The organism is Citrobacter sp. NCU1, from assembly GCF_010231475.1.
GTDB lineage: Bacteria > Pseudomonadota > Gammaproteobacteria > Enterobacterales > Enterobacteriaceae > Citrobacter_D.
The window spans coordinates 67,926-84,170 of record NZ_NRDO01000020.1 but is presented as its reverse complement, the minus strand read 5'-3'; the positions used below and the strand labels follow the sequence as shown (position 1 = coordinate 84,170).

Annotated in this window: 16 protein-coding genes; 3 read left to right on the top strand and 13 right to left on the bottom strand. The window is 52.2% G+C overall.

Features of this window, described 5'->3' with window-relative positions:
* Positions 1-94: 94 nt before the first annotated feature.
* The 4 genes from hemG to pepQ are packed head-to-tail and all read right to left on the bottom strand — an operon-like array spanning position 95 to position 4,086.
* Positions 95-640: a menaquinone-dependent protoporphyrinogen IX dehydrogenase gene (gene hemG, locus CJP72_RS08170; RefSeq protein WP_162380370.1), complete on the bottom strand. Its 546-nt coding sequence runs from the start codon at positions 638-640 to the stop codon at positions 95-97.
* A gap of 11 nt (positions 641-651) precedes the next feature.
* A complete protein-coding gene (gene trkH / locus CJP72_RS08165) occupies positions 652-2,103 on the bottom strand; it encodes a Trk system potassium transporter TrkH (RefSeq protein ID WP_162380369.1) in 1,452 nt (483 codons plus the stop codon).
* A gap of 37 nt (positions 2,104-2,140) precedes the next feature.
* Positions 2,141-2,755, bottom strand: a complete 615-nt coding sequence (locus tag CJP72_RS08160) for an IMPACT family protein (RefSeq protein ID WP_162380368.1) — start codon at positions 2,753-2,755, stop codon at positions 2,141-2,143.
* Positions 2,755-4,086, bottom strand: a complete 1,332-nt coding sequence (gene pepQ / locus CJP72_RS08155) for a Xaa-Pro dipeptidase (RefSeq protein WP_162380367.1) — start codon at positions 4,084-4,086, stop codon at positions 2,755-2,757. The genes CJP72_RS08160 and pepQ overlap by 1 nt, the downstream gene beginning before the upstream one ends.
* A gap of 189 nt (positions 4,087-4,275) precedes the next feature.
* Here pepQ and fadB point away from each other — a divergent pair, with 189 nt between their 5' ends.
* Together fadB and fadA are read left to right on the top strand one after the other, a co-directional pair.
* A complete protein-coding gene (gene fadB, locus CJP72_RS08150) occupies positions 4,276-6,465 on the top strand; it encodes a fatty acid oxidation complex subunit alpha FadB (RefSeq protein ID WP_162380366.1) in 2,190 nt (729 codons plus the stop codon).
* Between the two features lie 9 nt (positions 6,466-6,474).
* Positions 6,475-7,638, top strand: coding sequence for an acetyl-CoA C-acyltransferase FadA (gene fadA / locus CJP72_RS08145; protein WP_162380365.1), 1,164 nt, complete (start codon positions 6,475-6,477; stop codon positions 7,636-7,638).
* A 168-nt stretch (positions 7,639-7,806) separates the two neighbouring features.
* Here fadA and fre read toward each other — a convergent pair whose 3' ends face one another.
* Both fre and ubiD read right to left on the bottom strand, forming a co-directional pair.
* Positions 7,807-8,508 carry an NAD(P)H-flavin reductase gene (fre, locus tag CJP72_RS08140; RefSeq protein ID WP_162380364.1) on the bottom strand — a complete coding sequence of 234 codons (702 nt, stop codon included), beginning with the start codon at positions 8,506-8,508 and terminating at the stop codon, positions 7,807-7,809.
* Between the two features lie 41 nt (positions 8,509-8,549).
* Positions 8,550-10,043, bottom strand: coding sequence for a 4-hydroxy-3-polyprenylbenzoate decarboxylase (gene ubiD, locus CJP72_RS08135; protein ID WP_162380363.1), 1,494 nt, complete (start codon positions 10,041-10,043; stop codon positions 8,550-8,552).
* Positions 10,044-10,210: 167 nt separating this feature from the next.
* Between ubiD and rfaH the strand changes: the two genes are divergently transcribed.
* A complete protein-coding gene (rfaH, locus tag CJP72_RS08130; protein WP_162380362.1) occupies positions 10,211-10,699 on the top strand; it encodes a transcription/translation regulatory transformer protein RfaH in 489 nt (162 codons plus the stop codon).
* On the opposite strand, the gene tatD is transcribed toward rfaH, so the two are convergent.
* The 7 genes from tatD to ubiE all read right to left on the bottom strand — a co-directional run bounded on the left by tatD (position 10,696) and on the right by ubiE (position 16,213).
* Positions 10,696-11,478 carry a 3'-5' ssDNA/RNA exonuclease TatD gene (gene tatD, locus CJP72_RS08125; RefSeq protein WP_162380361.1) on the bottom strand — a complete coding sequence of 261 codons (783 nt, stop codon included), beginning with the start codon at positions 11,476-11,478 and terminating at the stop codon, positions 10,696-10,698. The genes rfaH and tatD overlap by 4 nt on opposite strands.
* A 41-nt stretch (positions 11,479-11,519) precedes the next feature.
* On the bottom strand, positions 11,520-12,317 hold the full coding sequence (gene tatC / locus CJP72_RS08120) for a Sec-independent protein translocase subunit TatC (RefSeq protein WP_162380360.1): 798 nt from the start codon (positions 12,315-12,317) through the stop codon (positions 11,520-11,522).
* A 2-nt stretch (positions 12,318-12,319) separates the two neighbouring features.
* Entirely contained in the window at positions 12,320-12,865 is a 546-nt protein-coding gene (gene tatB / locus CJP72_RS08115) for a Sec-independent protein translocase protein TatB (protein ID WP_162380359.1), read from the bottom strand.
* Between the two features lie 3 nt (positions 12,866-12,868).
* Positions 12,869-13,123, bottom strand: coding sequence for a Sec-independent protein translocase subunit TatA (gene tatA / locus CJP72_RS08110; RefSeq protein WP_162380358.1), 255 nt, complete (start codon positions 13,121-13,123; stop codon positions 12,869-12,871).
* A gap of 78 nt (positions 13,124-13,201) precedes the next feature.
* On the bottom strand, positions 13,202-14,842 hold the full coding sequence (gene ubiB, locus CJP72_RS08105; RefSeq protein ID WP_162380357.1) for a ubiquinone biosynthesis regulatory protein kinase UbiB: 1,641 nt from the start codon (positions 14,840-14,842) through the stop codon (positions 13,202-13,204).
* On the bottom strand, positions 14,839-15,444 hold the full coding sequence (ubiJ, locus tag CJP72_RS08100) for a ubiquinone biosynthesis protein UbiJ (RefSeq protein WP_162380356.1): 606 nt from the start codon (positions 15,442-15,444) through the stop codon (positions 14,839-14,841). The genes ubiB and ubiJ overlap by 4 nt, the downstream gene beginning before the upstream one ends.
* Before the next feature lie 13 nt (positions 15,445-15,457).
* On the bottom strand, positions 15,458-16,213 hold the full coding sequence (gene ubiE / locus CJP72_RS08095) for a bifunctional demethylmenaquinone methyltransferase/2-methoxy-6-polyprenyl-1,4-benzoquinol methylase UbiE (protein ID WP_162380355.1): 756 nt from the start codon (positions 16,211-16,213) through the stop codon (positions 15,458-15,460).
* Positions 16,214-16,245 lie beyond the last annotated feature (32 nt).

Here is a 16,245-nt window from a genome sequence, read left to right as displayed (position 1 = left end):
CGTGTCAGTGGAGGCGCATTATAGGGAGTTATTTCCGGCTGACAAGCGGAAATTTGAAATAATCCTCCAAGTGCTTATTTTTTATTCTTTGCGACTATTTTGACGGCGAATTGCTGGTTAATTGTGCGATTTCACGGGCAAAAATCGCCACTTGTTCCCAGTCCGTATATACCACTTCTTTACTCGTGTCCGTTTCACCGCCTGACATCTTCATGATGAGCTTAATCATAAAGCGGTCATACCAGCGATAACGAGGATAACGAAGTGCCCCCGCAATCACTGCGCAACGATCGGGACGCCACGGTGAGTTCATCAGAAACTTACGCGCATAGCTGTTTGTCTGCGGCGTTCGCTTTTCCGGCTTACGTGCAACAAGATTCACCGAGTAGAACGCGCTCGGCATTGCGTTCAATCTTGCAGAATGTGTCTTCACGAACTCCTGGAAAGCGGCATGATAATGACCGTAGCGGATAGATGCCCCAATCACGACGCGATCATAACTTTGCCAGTCCGGCTCCTCAGTACGATGAAGATTAACGACATCCGCCCAGATCCCCAGCTCTTTTAATTCAGAAGCCAGATACGAGGCGATCTCGCGCGTTTGTCCATCCCGGGTTGAGAAGAGAATGAGTGTTTTCACGTGTTACTCCATTATTCACGCCAGAAAGTGGGGGTAAACAGCACCAGCAAAGTGAAGACTTCCAGACGACCAAACAACATATTGGCGATCAGGATCCATTTCGCAACGGGATTCATGCTAGCAAAGTTGTCTGCAACAACGCCAAGCCCAGGCCCCAGATTGTTGAGTGTTGCGACAACAGAAGCAAATGCAGAGAAGTCATCCACACCCGTTGCGATAATAGCCAGCATGCTGACGATAAAGACTAATGCATAAGCGGAGAAGAAGCCCCAGACAGCTTCGAGGATACGTTCCGGCAGCGCACGGTTCCCCAACTTTATGCTGTACACCGCGTTCGGGTGGACCAGTCGCTTCAGTTCACGATTTCCCTGCTTAAACAGCAGCAGAATACGGATCACCTTCAGGCCGCCGCCGGTTGATCCCGCACAACCACCGATAAATGCAGAGCACAGCAGGAGAACGGGCAAAAAGAGCGGCCAGCGCGCAATGCTGTCCGTCGTAAACCCGGCGGTTGTCGCCATCGACACCACCTGGAAAAAGGCCTGGTTTAGCGTCATTAGCGCCGAGGCATAGGTATTGTGGATCCATAAAACCAGTGTGCAGATGACCACCAGCGTCAACTGTACGCCAATAAACATCCGAAATTCTGGGTCGCGCCAGTAAACCTTCAGGCTTCGCCCGCTTAATAAAGAGAAGTGCAGACCGTAGTTACAACCGGAGATCAGTAAGAAGATAGCAATAATGGTATTGATAGCCGGACTGTCAAAATACCCCACGCTGGCATCATGCGTTGAAAAACCGCCAATGGCGATGGTGGCAAAACTGTGTCCAATGGCATCAAAGGCAGGCATACCCGCAAACCACAGCGCCAGCGCACATGCCACGGTCAGTAACACATAAATCAGCCACAGGGTTTTTGCTGTTTCGGCAATGCGCGGGCGCATTTTGTTATCTTTCAACGGTCCTGGCATTTCTGCCCGATAAAGCTGCATCCCCCCAACGCCGAGAATAGGAAGAATGGCCACCGCCAGGACGATGATCCCCATACCGCCAAACCATTGCAGCATCTGACGATAAAAAAGAATGGCATGTGGCAGCGAATCAAGCCCCACCAGCGTGGTCGCGCCGGTCGTCGTCAACCCGGAAAAGGATTCAAAAAACGCATCAGTAATTGTGAGGTTCGGTTGCTCAGAGAAGATAAACGGTAGCGCACCCACGCTGCCCAGTACGGTCCAGAACAGAACCACGATGAGAAACCCTTCGCGGGATTTCAGTTCGCCCTTCTCCCGGCGGTTTGGCCACCACAATAAAGAACCAATTGCCAACGCGACAAAGAAAGTTTGTGTAAATGCTCTACCCGCCCCATCACGGTAGATCAACGCAACCAACCCCGGGAGAATCATTGTCCCCGAAAATAAGATGACCAGTAGTCCAACGATTCGGGTAATGGCGCGAAAATGCATCTCTGCCGCTTCCTTTGTTCTAAAAATAAGGTGGGGATTATTCTTCAATCGCTAATAATTGCAATGAACCACGGCTAAAATCCGCCAGTTTTGCTGTAAATTCATCCACTTTTGCATAAGGAAGCGCCACCCGTAACAGAACATATGCCTGATAATCGCTGGTAACGATCTTTCCGGAAAACTGTCCCAGCAGTGCTTCAATCCCGGTCAACTGACCATATTCACACTGCAAAGTATATTCGGTTAATGGTGTCTTGCGTTGCGTGGTTAACTGCCGCAGCGCCTGATTCACCCCGCCACCGTAGGCTTTCACCAGCCCCCCAGTGCCCAACAAAATACCGCCGTAGTAGCGAACCACCACGGCGGTGATCTCACCGACGCCACTGCCCATCAATTGTGCAAGCATCGGTTTTCCTGCCGTGCCCGCCGGTTCACCGTCATCCGAGAAACACAACTGCTGTGAGTCGTCCGGCGCACCCGCCACCCACGCCACACAATGGTGGCGAGCGGTCGGGTGCTCCGCTCTGACAGACTCCACAAATGCTTTCGCCGCTTCTACGCCGTCCGTATGGGCCAGCAACGTAATAAAGCGGCTCTTTTTGATCTCTTCAACAACAGTGACCGGCGATGCAGGGATTAACCAACTGTCCATTACGCCAGTTTCAAATCACGCGTCATGTTTTCAACGTTGTTTTCGTGGATCACCACATTGTCTTCAATACGAATGCCGCCAAAGGGTTTCAGCGCTTCGATTTTCTGCCAGTTGAAGTGTTTGCTGAATTGTCCTTCACGCCACGGCGCCAACAGTGACTCGATGAAATAAAGACCCGGCTCAATGGTTAATACCATTCCCGGCTCAAGCACACGAGTGCAACGCAAATAAGGGTATTTCGACGGCGCAGCAAGATGCGTTCCCGTATCATCCTGCATAAAACCCGCTACATCATGGACCTGCAGCCCCAGCGGATGACCAATACCGTGCGGCATAAACGGTCCGGTAAGATCGTTTTCCACCATCGCCTCTTCGCTCATACCGGTCACAAGCTGATGCTTACGTAGCAGCTTCGCGATGCGTTGATGGAACTGAATGTGATAATCCACATAGCTCATCCCAGCCTTCATCGTGGCAATCAGCGCCAGTTGTTCGTCATTAACATCTTTAACCAGTTGAGCGTAGTCATTATCGCTGTGGGCAGACCAGGTACGCGTCAGGTCAGCCGCATAGCCGTTGTACTCTGCACCTGCATCTAACAGGAAGCTGCGAATTTCAGACGGCGCCTGATGATCCAGTTTGGTGTAATGCAGGACTGACGCATGTTCGTTAAGCGCGACAATGTTGCTATACGGTACATCTGTGTCGCGATGCCCGGTCGCCGTCAGATAAGCCAGGTTGATGTCAAACTCGCTCATGACGGAACGGAAGGCCTCTTCCGCCGCGCGGTGACCGCTCACCGCCATTTTCTGCGCTTCACGCATGCAGGCCTGTTCATAATCCGTTTTATAGGAACGGTAATAATGCAGGTAGTCGATCACCCCTTTCGGGTTGATGTTGCTGGCAGCAATATCCAGTTGTAATGCACGCTCAGGCACTGGGCCAATATAAGCAATGTTGCCGCGCGCGGCAGGCAACTGACTACCAATACCGTCGGCTTTTGGCAGCGCAATGATTTCAACGTCTTCGGTCCAGAAGGAGGTCGGCAGCGGCTCGACGTTGTGCCAGTAATCGACCGGCAGGTAGAACCATAATTTAGGCTTATTAACGCCATCCACCAGCAACCAGCAATTAGGAACCTGCGTCACCGGAACCCAGGCTTTAAACTGCGGATTGACCTTGAACGGATACGGATGATCGTCGAGAAAGACGTTGAACAGTTCGCCAGAGTGAATTAATAACGCATCCAGCTTGAAGCGCGCCAGTACATCACGAGTCCGTTCCTGCAAAGTAACAATATGATTTTTATAGAGTGCGGCCAGTGATTCCATTTTTTACCCTTCTGTTTTTTTGACCTCAAGTCTCCGCATCTTAGCACATCGCATTGTGGCTGCGTGATTTCTGCCGAGCGTGATCGAATCGTCATTTTTTTAATCAATCATTTGCATTTTATTAACACAAAATACACACTTCGCCTTATCTGGTATGACCAGATCACCTTGCAGATTCAGGAGACTGACATGCTTTACAAAGGCGACACCCTGTACCTAGACTGGCTGGAAAATGGCATTGCCGAACTGGTGTTCGATGCTCCAGGCTCGGTCAACAAACTCGACACTGCAACCGTCGCCAGCCTCGGCCACGCGCTCGATGTGCTGGAAAAGCAAACAGATTTAAAAGGGCTGCTACTGCGTTCCAATAAAGCGGCCTTTATTGTCGGTGCAGATATCACCGAATTCCTTTCACTGTTTCTCGTTCCCGAAGAACAGTTAAGCCAGTGGCTGCATTTTGCCAATAGCGTCTTTAACCGTCTGGAAGATTTGCCCGTCCCCACCCTTTCTGCCGTCAACGGCTATGCGCTGGGCGGCGGTTGCGAATGCGTTCTGGCAACCGACTACCGCCTGGCGACGCCAGACCTGCGTATTGGTCTGCCAGAAACGAAACTGGGGATCATGCCAGGCTTTGGCGGTTCCGTCCGTATGCCCCGTATGCTGGGCGCGGACAGCGCACTGGAGATCATCGCGGCAGGTAAAGATGTGGGTGCCGAGCAGGCACTGAAAATCGGTTTAGTCGATGGCGTGGTGAAGCCAGAAAAATTGATTAATGGCGCTCTGGCGGTACTCCATCAGGCGATCAACGGTGACCTTGACTGGAAAGCCAAACGTCAGCCGAAGCTCGAGCCGCTGAAACTCAGCAAAATTGAAGCGGCAATGAGTTTCACCATCGCCAAAGGGATGGTCGCGCAAACCGCAGGTAAACATTACCCGGCGCCGATCACCGCGGTGAAGACCATTGAAGCCGCTGCCCGCTTTGGTCGTGAAGAAGCCTTGAAACTGGAAAACCAAAGTTTTGTCCCGCTGGCGCACACCAATGAAGCCCGCGCACTGGTCGGTATCTTCCTCAACGATCAGTTCGTTAAGGCCAAAGCGAAGACGCTGACCAAAGACGTTGCAACTCCGAAGCAGGCTGCCGTACTGGGTGCCGGTATCATGGGTGGGGGTATCGCTTATCAGTCCGCCTGGAAAGGCGTACCGGTGATAATGAAAGATATCAACGACAAATCGCTCACCCTCGGTATGACTGAAGCCGCCAAGTTGCTAAACAAACAGCTTGAACGCAGTAAGATCGACGGACTGAAAATGGCGGGCGTAATCTCCACCATTCACCCAACGCTGGATTATGTCGGTTTTGAGCGTGTCGACGTGGTAGTGGAAGCAGTCGTTGAGAACCCGAAAGTGAAAAAAGCCGTACTGGCGGAGACGGAAGATAAAGTCCGTCCTGACACTGTGCTGGCTTCCAATACCTCCACCATTCCGATTAGCGAACTGGCAAGCGTCCTGAAGCGCCCGGAAAATTTCTGCGGCATGCACTTCTTCAACCCGGTTCACCGGATGCCGCTGGTTGAGATCATTCGCGGTGAGAAAAGTTCGGATGAAACCATCGCCAAAGTGGTGGCCTGGGCCAGCAAGATGGGCAAGACGCCGATCGTGGTAAATGACTGCCCTGGCTTCTTTGTTAACCGCGTACTGTTCCCGTATTTCGCCGGTTTCAGCCAGTTACTGCGTGACGGCGCAGATTTCCGCAAAGTCGACAAAGTCATGGAAAAACAGTTCGGTTGGCCAATGGGCCCGGCGTACCTGCTGGATGTCGTAGGCATTGATACCGCACACCACGCACAGGCAGTGATGGCAGCAGGTTTCCCGCAGCGTATGACGAAAGACTATCGCGACGCGATCGATGCGCTGTTTGAGGCTAACCGTTACGGCCAGAAAAATGGTCTGGGCTTCTGGCGCTATACAGAAGACAGCAAAGGCAAACCGAAGAAAGAAGAAGACGCGACCGTGGACAGTCTGTTGGCTGACGTCAGCAAAGCGAAGCGTGATTTCAGCGACGAAGAGATCATCGCCCGTATGATGATCCCGATGGTCAACGAAGTGGTGCGTTGCCTGGAAGAAGGCATCATAGCCAGCCCGGCGGAAGCCGATATGGCGCTGGTTTACGGTCTGGGCTTCCCTCCATTCCACGGCGGCGCGTTCCGCTGGCTGGACACGCTCGGCAGCGCAAAATATCTCGATATGGCGCAACAGTATCAGCATCTCGGCCCTATGTATGAAGTACCGGAAGGTCTGCGTAACAAAGCGCGCCATAACGAACCGTACTATCCCCCGGTTGAGCCTGCCCGTCCGGTTGGCGATCTGAAAACGGCTTAAGGAGTCACAATGGAACAGGTTGTCATTGTCGATGCAATTCGTACCCCGATGGGCCGTTCAAAAGGCGGCGCATTTCGTAACGTGCGGGCGGAAGATCTCTCCGCACACTTAATGCGTAGCCTGCTGGCGCGTAACCCAGCGCTGGAACCCACCGCCCTTGACGATATTTATTGGGGTTGTGTGCAACAGACACTGGAACAGGGCTTCAACATTGCCCGTAACGCCGCGCTACTGGCGGAAGTCCCGCACTCAGTCCCTGCGGTTACCGTCAACCGTCTGTGTGGTTCATCAATGCAAGCGCTCCACGACGCCGCGCGCATGATCATGACCGGCGATGCGCACGCGTGCCTGATCGGCGGTGTTGAACACATGGGCCATGTGCCAATGAGTCACGGCGTTGATTTCCACCCCGGCTTAAGCCGCAATGTGGCGAAAGCCGCGGGCATGATGGGATTAACGGCGGAAATGCTCTCTCGCATGCACGGTATCAGCCGAGAAATGCAGGATGCCTTCGCCGCACGTTCACACGCCCGCGCCTGGGCGGCCACACAGTTCGGCGCTTTTAAAAACGAAATCATCCCGACCAGCGGTCATGATGCCGACGGCGTGCTGAAGCAGTTTAACTACGATGAAGTGATCCGCCCGGAAACCACCGTCGAAGCATTGTCCACGCTGCGACCGGCGTTTGATCCAGTCAGTGGTACGGTTACCGCAGGCACGTCTTCTGCCCTCTCCGATGGCGCTGCCGCTATGCTGGTGATGAGCGAAAGTCGTGCACGTGAACTGGGTCTGAAACCGCGCGCGCGCATTCGCTCAATGGCCGTCGTGGGCTGCGATCCTTCAATCATGGGTTATGGTCCTGTGCCGGCCTCAAAACTGGCACTGAAAAAAGCAGGCCTTTCAACCAGTGATATCGGCTTGTTTGAGATGAACGAAGCGTTCGCCGCCCAGATCCTGCCGTGCATTAAAGATCTTGGGCTAATGGAGCAGATCGACGAGAAGATCAACCTGAATGGCGGCGCCATCGCCCTGGGTCATCCGCTCGGTTGTTCCGGCGCGCGTATCAGCACCACTCTACTGAACCTGATGGAACGCAAAGACGTACAGTTTGGTCTGGCGACGATGTGTATCGGATTGGGTCAGGGAATCGCGACGGTGTTTGAGCGGGTTTGACCAGGATAACGTAGGCCCGATAAGCAACGCGCCACCGGGCAAAATGCCGGGGGCGCTTCGCTTGCCCGGCCTACAACAGTGTTATCTCAAAGCCATTGGTGCCAATGGCGAAGAAAAACAGTTTAGTTGCCGTTCTTCCCGCCTGTCAGGGGCGGGTTTTTTATTGCTTTAAATAAAGGCGAAAGCATCACCAAACAGACGATCTTCCCGCGCGCTGCGCTCGTTGCAGAACAGGTCGCGAGCGATTTTCGCCATCTCGAAACGTCCGGCAATGTAGATATCATGTCCAGCCAGCGTACCATGATCCTGTAAAACCGCAGTTAAGACCGTTCCCGTGCGGCCACGCCATTTCGCTTCAGGTTGTTCAACCACCGGCTCAATACGCAGATTAGGATGATTGACCGAAAGCGCTTGCAGCTCAGAGAGATCGTAGAGGTGTTTTTCTTCCCGGCCGCCCCAGTAAATAGTGACATCGCGTTGCGGATTACGCGCCAGCGCAGTCAGCAAAATTGAGCGCACGTAAGAGAATCCGGTTCCTCCGGCGATCAGGATCAGCGGACGCTCTTCATCATCACGTAGCCAGGCTTCACCGTGTGGCATATCCACCACGATTTCTCTGTCTTTCAGGATTCTGTCCATCACTGCCATGGCATACAGATTGAGTTCTGAGGCACCGATGTGCAACTCAATAAATCCTTGCTCATCCGGTGTGGATGCCATCGAAAACGGACGTTTATCCCGCTGGTCCATCACCACCATCAAATACTGACCAGCGCGAAATGAAAACGCCGCGTCTGGCACTAAACGTACGCGATATACGGTATCGGTGATAGCTTCTACCGAGGTCACTTTACAGCTTAAGGTTGTCATGCGCTCCCTCTGTCGGGTCTATAGGGCAAAACGATCGCGCCTCAGGCGCCTTTACCGTTGTTGAAGATGGCCAGCTCATCCCAGATCGCATCGATACGCGCGGTAACGTCAGGATCTTTTTTTATGGGACGCCCCCACTCACGTTGGGTTTCGCCGGGCCATTTGTTGGTGGCATCCAGCCCCATTTTTGAACCAAGCCCAGAGATTGGCGAGGCAAAATCCAAATAATCAATTGGCGTATTTTCTACCAGCACGGTGTCCCGGGCCGGGTCCATACGGGTAGTGATCGCCCAAATGACATCATTCCAGTCGCGTGCGTTGACATCATCATCGCAGACGATAACAAATTTGGTGTACATAAACTGGCGTAAAAATGACCACACCCCCATCATGACGCGCTTGGCATGACCGGCGTACTGTTTTTTTATTGTCACCACGGCCAGTCGATAAGAACAGCCTTCCGGCGGCAGATAAAAATCGACGATTTCCGGAAACTGCTTTTGCAAAATGGGAACGAAGACTTCGTTTAGCGCCACCCCTAACACCGCCGGTTCGTCTGGCGGTCGGCCGGTGTACGTCGAATGATAGATAGCATCTTCACGCTGCGTCACGTGCGTCACGGTAAAGACCGGGAAGCTATCCACTTCATTGTAGTAGCCAGTATGATCGCCATAAGGACCTTCCGGCGCAAGTTCACCCGGCTCGATATAGCCTTCCAGCACAATTTCCGCGCTGGCAGGGACTTCAAGATCATTGGAAATACATTTGACGACTTCTGTCTTTGTGCCACGTAACAGACCTGCAAATGCATATTCCGAGAGGGTATCAGGCACAGGGGTTACCGCCCCGAGAATGGTCGCTGGATCGGCGCCCAATGCCACCGCCACCGGGAAACGTTCGCCGGGATGGGCTGCGCACCACTCCTGAAAATCCAGCGCGCCGCCGCGATGAGATAACCAACGCATGATTAATTTGTTCTTGCCAATCAACTGCTGGCGATAAATGCCAAGATTCTGCCGCTCTTTGTGCGGACCACGCGTCACCGTAAGACCCCAGGTGATGAGCGGGGCGGCATCTTCCGGCCAACAGGTCATGATGGGAATGCGGTTTAAATCCACCTCTGAACCAGAGAACACTTTCTGCTGACAGGGCGCGCCGCGCAGACGCTTTGTTGGCATATTGAGGACTTGTTTGAACTGCGGAAGTTTATCAAACAGATCGCGAAACCCTTTCGGCGGTTCCGGCTCTTTTAAAAACGCCAATAACTTACCCACTTCCCGCAGAGCAGAAACATCCTCCTGCCCCATCCCCATGGCAACACGCTTCGGCGTACCAAAAAGGTTACACAGCACCGGCATTGAATAGCCTTTGGGATTTTCAAACAACAGGGCAGGCCCACCGGCACGCAGCGTGCGGTCAGCAATTTCGGTGATTTCCAGATGAGGATCGATCTCAAGCGAGATGCGCTTGAGCTCGCCCTGCTGTTCAAGCAGCGTCAGGAAGTCGCGTAAATCGTGATATTTCATGGCGTCCATTATGGCCTCTTCGTAAGCGCCTCATTATACGGCGTTCATCATCGTGATGCTGTAATTTTGTTAAATTAGCGTGAACTTCGGCGAAGCAAGCAAACCCGGGGATTATAATTAACTTAGCGCATCGCTTTTGCTATGCTTGCGCCCCGAACAAGGAAATAAGAGTCATTATGCAATCCTGGTATTTACTGTACTGCAAACGCGGGCAACTTCAGCGTGCTCAGGAACACCTCGAAAGACAGGCGGTGAATTGCCTGACGCCGATGATCACCCTGGAAAAAATAGTACGCGGTAAACGTACCACAGTCAGTGAGCCTCTTTTCCCTAATTATCTGTTCGTCGAGTTTGATCCGGAAGTGATTCATACCACGACGATCAATGCCACGCGCGGCGTCAGTCATTTCGTTCGATTTGGCGCGCACCCTGCAACCGTCCCCTCCAGCGTGATTCATCAGCTTTCTATCTGCAAACCTCGCGATATTGTCGACCCAGAAACACCTTATCCTGGCGACAGCGTGCTCATCACAGAAGGGGCATTCGAGGGGCTGAGGGCTATCTTTACCGAACCCGATGGCGAAGCACGCTCAATGCTTCTACTTAACCTATTGAATAAAGAGGTTAAGCAGAGCGTAAAAAACACCGGATTTCGTAAGATTTAAAACGCGATCCCAAACAGCGCTCTGACGTTATCGTCTGTTATTGCCGCCAGGTGTTGCGGATCTTCCCCACGCCACGTCGCGATACGCTCAAGAATATGTGGCAACCAGGCGGGTTCATTACGTCTTGATGCAGGCTTGGGAGAGATGTCCCGGGGCAGAAGATACGGCGCGTCCGTCTCAATCAGCAGTTTTTCTGCCGGAATAAAGGGTAACAACTCGCGTAGCTCAAGCCCTCTGCGCTCATCACAAACCCACCCCGTGATACCGATATAAAGCCCTCTGTCCACACACTCCTGCATCTCCTGGCGAGAGCCAGTAAAACAATGCAGCACTGCGCCAGGCAGTTTATCCAGCCAGGGTTCCAGTAGCGTCAAAAAGCGAGTATGCGCATCGCGGCAGTGCATAAAAACAGGCATCTGTAATTCTGCGGCGATATGCAGCTGCGCCAGAAAAGCCCGCTCCTGCTCTTGCGGCGTGGAGAAATTGCGATTGAAATCCAGACCGCATTCGCCAATTGCCACGACTTCTGGCAGACCAGCCAGCGCGACTATCGCTTCTTCGGTTGATGCTTGCCAGTGGCTACTGTCATGCGGATGAACGCCAGCCGTCGACCAGCAACGCGGATATTGCCGCGCCAGCGCTTGTGCCTGCTGGCTTTCGTGCACGTTGGTTCCTGTCAGAAGCATGCCATCCACGCCCGCGGCAACGCTACGCGACACAACCTCGTCGCGATCTTTTGCAAACTGCGAGCTGGTTAAATTTACCCCGATGTCAAACATGCTGTCTCCAATACGACAACCGCCCTGACGGGCGGTTGAATTTATTCTTCAGGTTTCTCTGCTTTCTCAGCGTTTTCAGCTTTCTCGTTCTCAGCCTCGTTGTCTTCAACTCGCGTTTGTCGTTTACCCACATAGAAACGAGAGAAAAAGACGCCAACTTCAAACAAGCAATACATCGGTATCGCCAGCAACGTTTGCGAGAAGACATCAGGAGGAGTCAGCAACATCCCAACAACGAACGCGCCGACCAAAACATACGGGCGTTTCTTGCGTAAATCTTCGGGGGTCGTTACTCCCATCCAGCAAAGCAGCACAATGGCGACCGGAACCTCAAAGGAGATGCCGAATGCCATAAACAGCGCCATCACAAAGCTGAGATAACTGGCGATATCAGTAGAAACCTGCACACCTTGCGGGGCTGTGTTTGCCAGAAAACCAAATGCCAGCGGGAATACCACAAAGTAGGCGAACGCCATACCAATGTAGAACAGCAGTGAACTGGAGACCAGTAACGGCATGACAAGACGGCGTTCGTGCTTATACAGCGCAGGTGCAATAAACGCCCACACCTGGTAGAGGATCACCGGCGCTGACAAAATCAACGACACCATGAAGGTGAGTTTTATCGGGGTGAAAAACGGCGAGGCCACATCTGTGGCGATCATCGTCGCCCCCTGAGGTAACTGTTTGATCAGCGGCGCAGCAACCAGATGATAAATGTCGTTGGCAAAATAAACCAACGCCAGAAAAATCATGATAACCGCAATAATGCAGTTCAGAAGGCGCTTACGCAGCTCAATCAGATGCGTGATAAGGGGTTGAGTATCATCTACAGCCATGTTTACGGTTTATCACTCGGCGAAGGGGAGGATTCGAGAACAGGCGCGGCGGATTTCTTTTCTGCGTCCGTCACATTTGCGGAAACGGTCTCCGTCGGCGCAGGCGTTACAGCAGCCGTCTCCGGTTTCTGTTCCGGTGAACTGGCCTGTGTTTCAGCGGTGGCAGGGGTGACACCCTCGTGCTGCGCTTCGTTCCCTTTCACCACCGGATTATGGATGGTGTGTACTTCGTCACTCGACTTTTCAGGATCGTTAGCACTGTAAGAACGTTTCATTGACTCCGCAGCCTGACGAAGTTCATCCATTGATGCCTTCAGTTCAGGGGTCAGGGTATCCAGGCTCGCCTTTTCAACCTTCTTCAGGCTGTCCTGAAACTCCTGGAGCTTAAGCTCCTGGGTCAGTTCGTTCTGAACTGTGGTTGCAAGGGATCGCAATGCGCGAACCCAGCCCGCTACCGTTTTTACCGCTATAGGTAAGCGTTGAGGCCCCAAAACGATGAGGCCAATAACAAACACCAATAGCAGTTCGCTAAAACCGATATCAAACACGAATTATACCTGCTCTTTATCGTGGCTCTTGGCGTCTTCTTTTTTAGGTTCGCTTTGCTTATCAGCGATAGATTTAGCAGTAAAATCAGCGTCCTGACTGGTTTTATCCTGCTTCGTATCATCATCGCCCATGGCTTTTTTGAAACCTTTAATTGACGCGCCAAGATCGGAACCGATGGAGCCGAGCTTTTTGGTGCCAAATAGCAGTACAACGATGACGGCAATGATCAACAACTGCCAAATACTGATACCACCCATACATGTTCCTCTGTGATAGATGATGAATTATTAAGATCGCATTATACGTTACACGACCTACCTTGAGCGATGAAAAAATCAGCGCGTTTTACGCCAGCCAATAATCCAGGCAACCAGACCACCCGCCATTAACCAGCCCGGCATCCCCCCCCATTCGGGGCGGTTGATGAGCAGGAATGTCCCACTTAACAATAAGGTGGCACCAATACCCAACAAATAACGGGATTGTCCCTGGCGTACATGATTCGCCTGAAGCTCGCGCGCAATCTTATCAACACTGTGTTGTAAATATTTGCCCTGGCGCAAACTGTCATACACCAATTCAGGTAATTCTGGCATTTTTTCGACCCAGAACGGGGCTTTTTCCTTAAATGCCCTTACCAGTGCAGGAATACCGACCTGATCTTTAATCCAGGATTCGAGGAATGGCTTGGCGGTTTTCCACAAATCGAGTTGCGGATAAAGCTGCCGTCCAACACCTTCAACATACAGCAAGGTCTTCTGCAGCAATACCAACTGTGGCTGAACTTCCATATTAAACCGGCGTGCTGTATTAAACAGATTCAACAACACATGACCAAAGGAGATTTCGGCCAGCGGTTTTTCAAAGATCGGCTCACATACAGTACGAATGGCAAACTCAAACTCTTCGACATTGGTATCAGGTGGAACCCAACCGGAGTCCACATGCAGTTCCGCGACCTTACGGTAATCACGATTAAAGAACGCGATGAAGTTCTCCGCCAGGTAACGCTTATCTTCTTTATTCAGCGAGCCGACAATCCCACAATCAATACCAATGTATTTGGGGTTTTCAGGATGCTCATAACTAACAAAAATATTCCCCGGATGCATGTCCGCATGGAAAAAGCTGTCGCGAAAGACCTGGGTAAAAAAGACCTGCACTCCACGTTCAGCCAGAAGCTTCATATTGGTGCCGTTCTTTTCCAGCGTCACCACATCTGAGACGGGAATGCCGTATATCCGCTCCATAACCATCATATTTTGGCTACAGTAATCGGAATAGACTTCCGGGATGTAGAGCATCGGACTACCGTCAAAATTCCGCCGCAGCTGAATGGCGTTGGCAGATTCACGCAACAGATTAAGTTCATCAATCAGCGTTTTTTCATACTCTCGCACCACTTCGGTCGGGCGCAGACGGCGGCCATCCGGCAATAAACGCGGTACCCAGCGAGCAAGTCGATAGATTAACTTCATGTCCGCTTTGATGACAGGCAGAATGTCCGGGCGGATCACTTTAATCACCACCTCTTTACCATTCGATTTCAGACGCGCGGTGTGCACCTGAGCAATCGACGCAGAGGCCAATGGCTGTATTTCAAAATCATCAAACCAGGCATCGACAGGCAATCCTCCCATCGCTTCCTCAATTTGCGCTTTGGCGAGATTTCCATCAAATGGGGCAACCCGGTCTTGCAGTAACGCAAGCTGATCGGCGATATGAGGAGGGAAAAGATCACGGCGAGTGGAAAGCATTTGGCCAAACTTAATCCACACCGGCCCTAATTCCTGCAAAGCCAGTCTTAGTCGCTCTCCCAGCGGTTTGTCTTTGTGCTTATTCGGCATCCAGAACAATGTGTAACGCCATATCCGAAGCGGCAGCGTAATACGCATTTTGGGGATGAGTTCATCAAGGCCGTAACTTAAAAAGGTGCGAACGATGAAATAAAGGCGCCGTACTTCACCTGGCGTCATTTGGCCTCCAGTTTTTCCAGCCGTTGAGCCAGCGCGTCGACCGCACGCTCCACGGCGGCGGTTTCTTCTGCAAACCAGGCAACTTCAAGCGGTCCGGGTGCCATTCGCCACTCTTCAGTGATCGCTTCAGCGATATAACGTTGTTGGCGTTGAACCCCGTGACACAGAAATTTCGCCCCGCCACGCAACGCTTTGCTGATCCCTTCCGCAGCGATATCGCCCGTGTAGGGAGCCAGTAGCTCCGCAGGATCGAACTCAGCCAGATCGGCCAGCGCAACAACATTCTGCACCACCTGAATATCGCCCTGCACTTCCAGTTCGCCACTGCGAATAAGCGTAGTGAGTTGCTGCCGGTCGCGTAATTTTGGCAATACGCTGGCATGCGTTATCACCGTACAGTCGGCCTCACCTTCCCATGCCCCCAGTACATCGACCTGGCGTTCACTGAACACCAATACTAATGGCGTCGAAAATCCTTTCAGCTCTACACGCAGTACTTTGCCCTGCAAGCGCATCCGCGCTGGCTTTAATGCAGCCGAACGGTACAGAAAGGTGTTGAGCAAACTTTCGATTCCTGCGGTCACTAAGGGTTTAAAAGGCATCCCCGATCTCCTGTCAGAACTTGTAACCACGATGCAGGGCAACAACACCAGCCGTCAGGTTGTAATAATCGACGCTTTCAAATCCGGCGTCCTGCATCATCACTTTTAGGGTGTCCTGATCGGGATGCATACGAATGGACTCAGCAAGATAACGGTAACTTTCCGCATCACTCGCGACCATCGAACCAATTCGTGGCAGGATGTGGAATGAATACGCATCATAGGCTTTGCTCAGCGGTTCAATGATGGGTTTGGAGAACTCCAGTACCAATAAACGGCCGCCCGGTTTCAATACGCGATACATCGAACGCAATGCTTTATCTTTATCGGTTACGTTACGTAGCCCGAACGAAATGGTAATGCAGTCAAAGGTATTGTCCGGGAATGGTAATGCTTCCGCATTCGCCTGAACGTACTCAACGTTGCCAATGACGCCGATATTACGCAACTTCTCACGCCCCATCTTAAGCATTGAGTCGTTAATATCCGCCAGGATGACGTTACCTGTCTCACCCACCATACGTGAAAACTTCGCGGTCAGGTCGCCCGTCCCCCCCGCCAGATCCAGAACGGTCTGCCCACGTCGAACGCCGCTACAATCAATGGTGAAGCGCTTCCACAAACGATGAATGCCAAATGACATTAAGTCATTCATGACGTCGTATTTTGACGCCACAGAATGAAAAACGTGGGCCACCATCTCAGCTTTCTGCTCTTTAGCGACGGTCTGAAAGCCAAAGTGCGTCGTTTCTTGTGAATCTTCCACCATCTCAGTGCCTGCTCATCAATAAAATGTTCGAG

What these genes read in the sequence shown, in the direction of transcription:
- trkH (WP_162380369.1), bottom strand. Translation starts at nt 2,103, where the DNA reads ATGCATTTTCGCGCCATTACCCGAATCGTTGGACTACTGGTCATCTTA.
- CJP72_RS08160 (WP_162380368.1), bottom strand. Translation starts at nt 2,755, where the DNA reads ATGGACAGTTGGTTAATCCCTGCATCGCCGGTCACTGTTGTTGAAGAG.
- pepQ (WP_162380367.1), bottom strand. Translation starts at nt 4,086, where the DNA reads ATGGAATCACTGGCCGCACTCTATAAAAATCATATTGTTACTTTGCAG.
- fadB (WP_162380366.1), top strand. Translation starts at nt 4,276, where the DNA reads ATGCTTTACAAAGGCGACACCCTGTACCTAGACTGGCTGGAAAATGGC.
- fadA (WP_162380365.1), top strand. Translation starts at nt 6,475, where the DNA reads ATGGAACAGGTTGTCATTGTCGATGCAATTCGTACCCCGATGGGCCGT.
- fre (WP_162380364.1), bottom strand. Translation starts at nt 8,508, where the DNA reads ATGACAACCTTAAGCTGTAAAGTGACCTCGGTAGAAGCTATCACCGAT.
- ubiD (WP_162380363.1), bottom strand. Translation starts at nt 10,043, where the DNA reads ATGGACGCCATGAAATATCACGATTTACGCGACTTCCTGACGCTGCTT.
- rfaH (WP_162380362.1), top strand. Translation starts at nt 10,211, where the DNA reads ATGCAATCCTGGTATTTACTGTACTGCAAACGCGGGCAACTTCAGCGT.
- tatD (WP_162380361.1), bottom strand. Translation starts at nt 11,478, where the DNA reads ATGTTTGACATCGGGGTAAATTTAACCAGCTCGCAGTTTGCAAAAGAT.
- tatC (WP_162380360.1), bottom strand. Translation starts at nt 12,317, where the DNA reads ATGGCTGTAGATGATACTCAACCCCTTATCACGCATCTGATTGAGCTG.
- tatA (WP_162380358.1), bottom strand. Translation starts at nt 13,123, where the DNA reads ATGGGTGGTATCAGTATTTGGCAGTTGTTGATCATTGCCGTCATCGTT.
- ubiB (WP_162380357.1), bottom strand. Translation starts at nt 14,842, where the DNA reads ATGACGCCAGGTGAAGTACGGCGCCTTTATTTCATCGTTCGCACCTTT.
- ubiJ (WP_162380356.1), bottom strand. Translation starts at nt 15,444, where the DNA reads ATGCCTTTTAAACCCTTAGTGACCGCAGGAATCGAAAGTTTGCTCAAC.
- ubiE (WP_162380355.1), bottom strand. Translation starts at nt 16,213, where the DNA reads ATGGTGGAAGATTCACAAGAAACGACGCACTTTGGCTTTCAGACCGTC.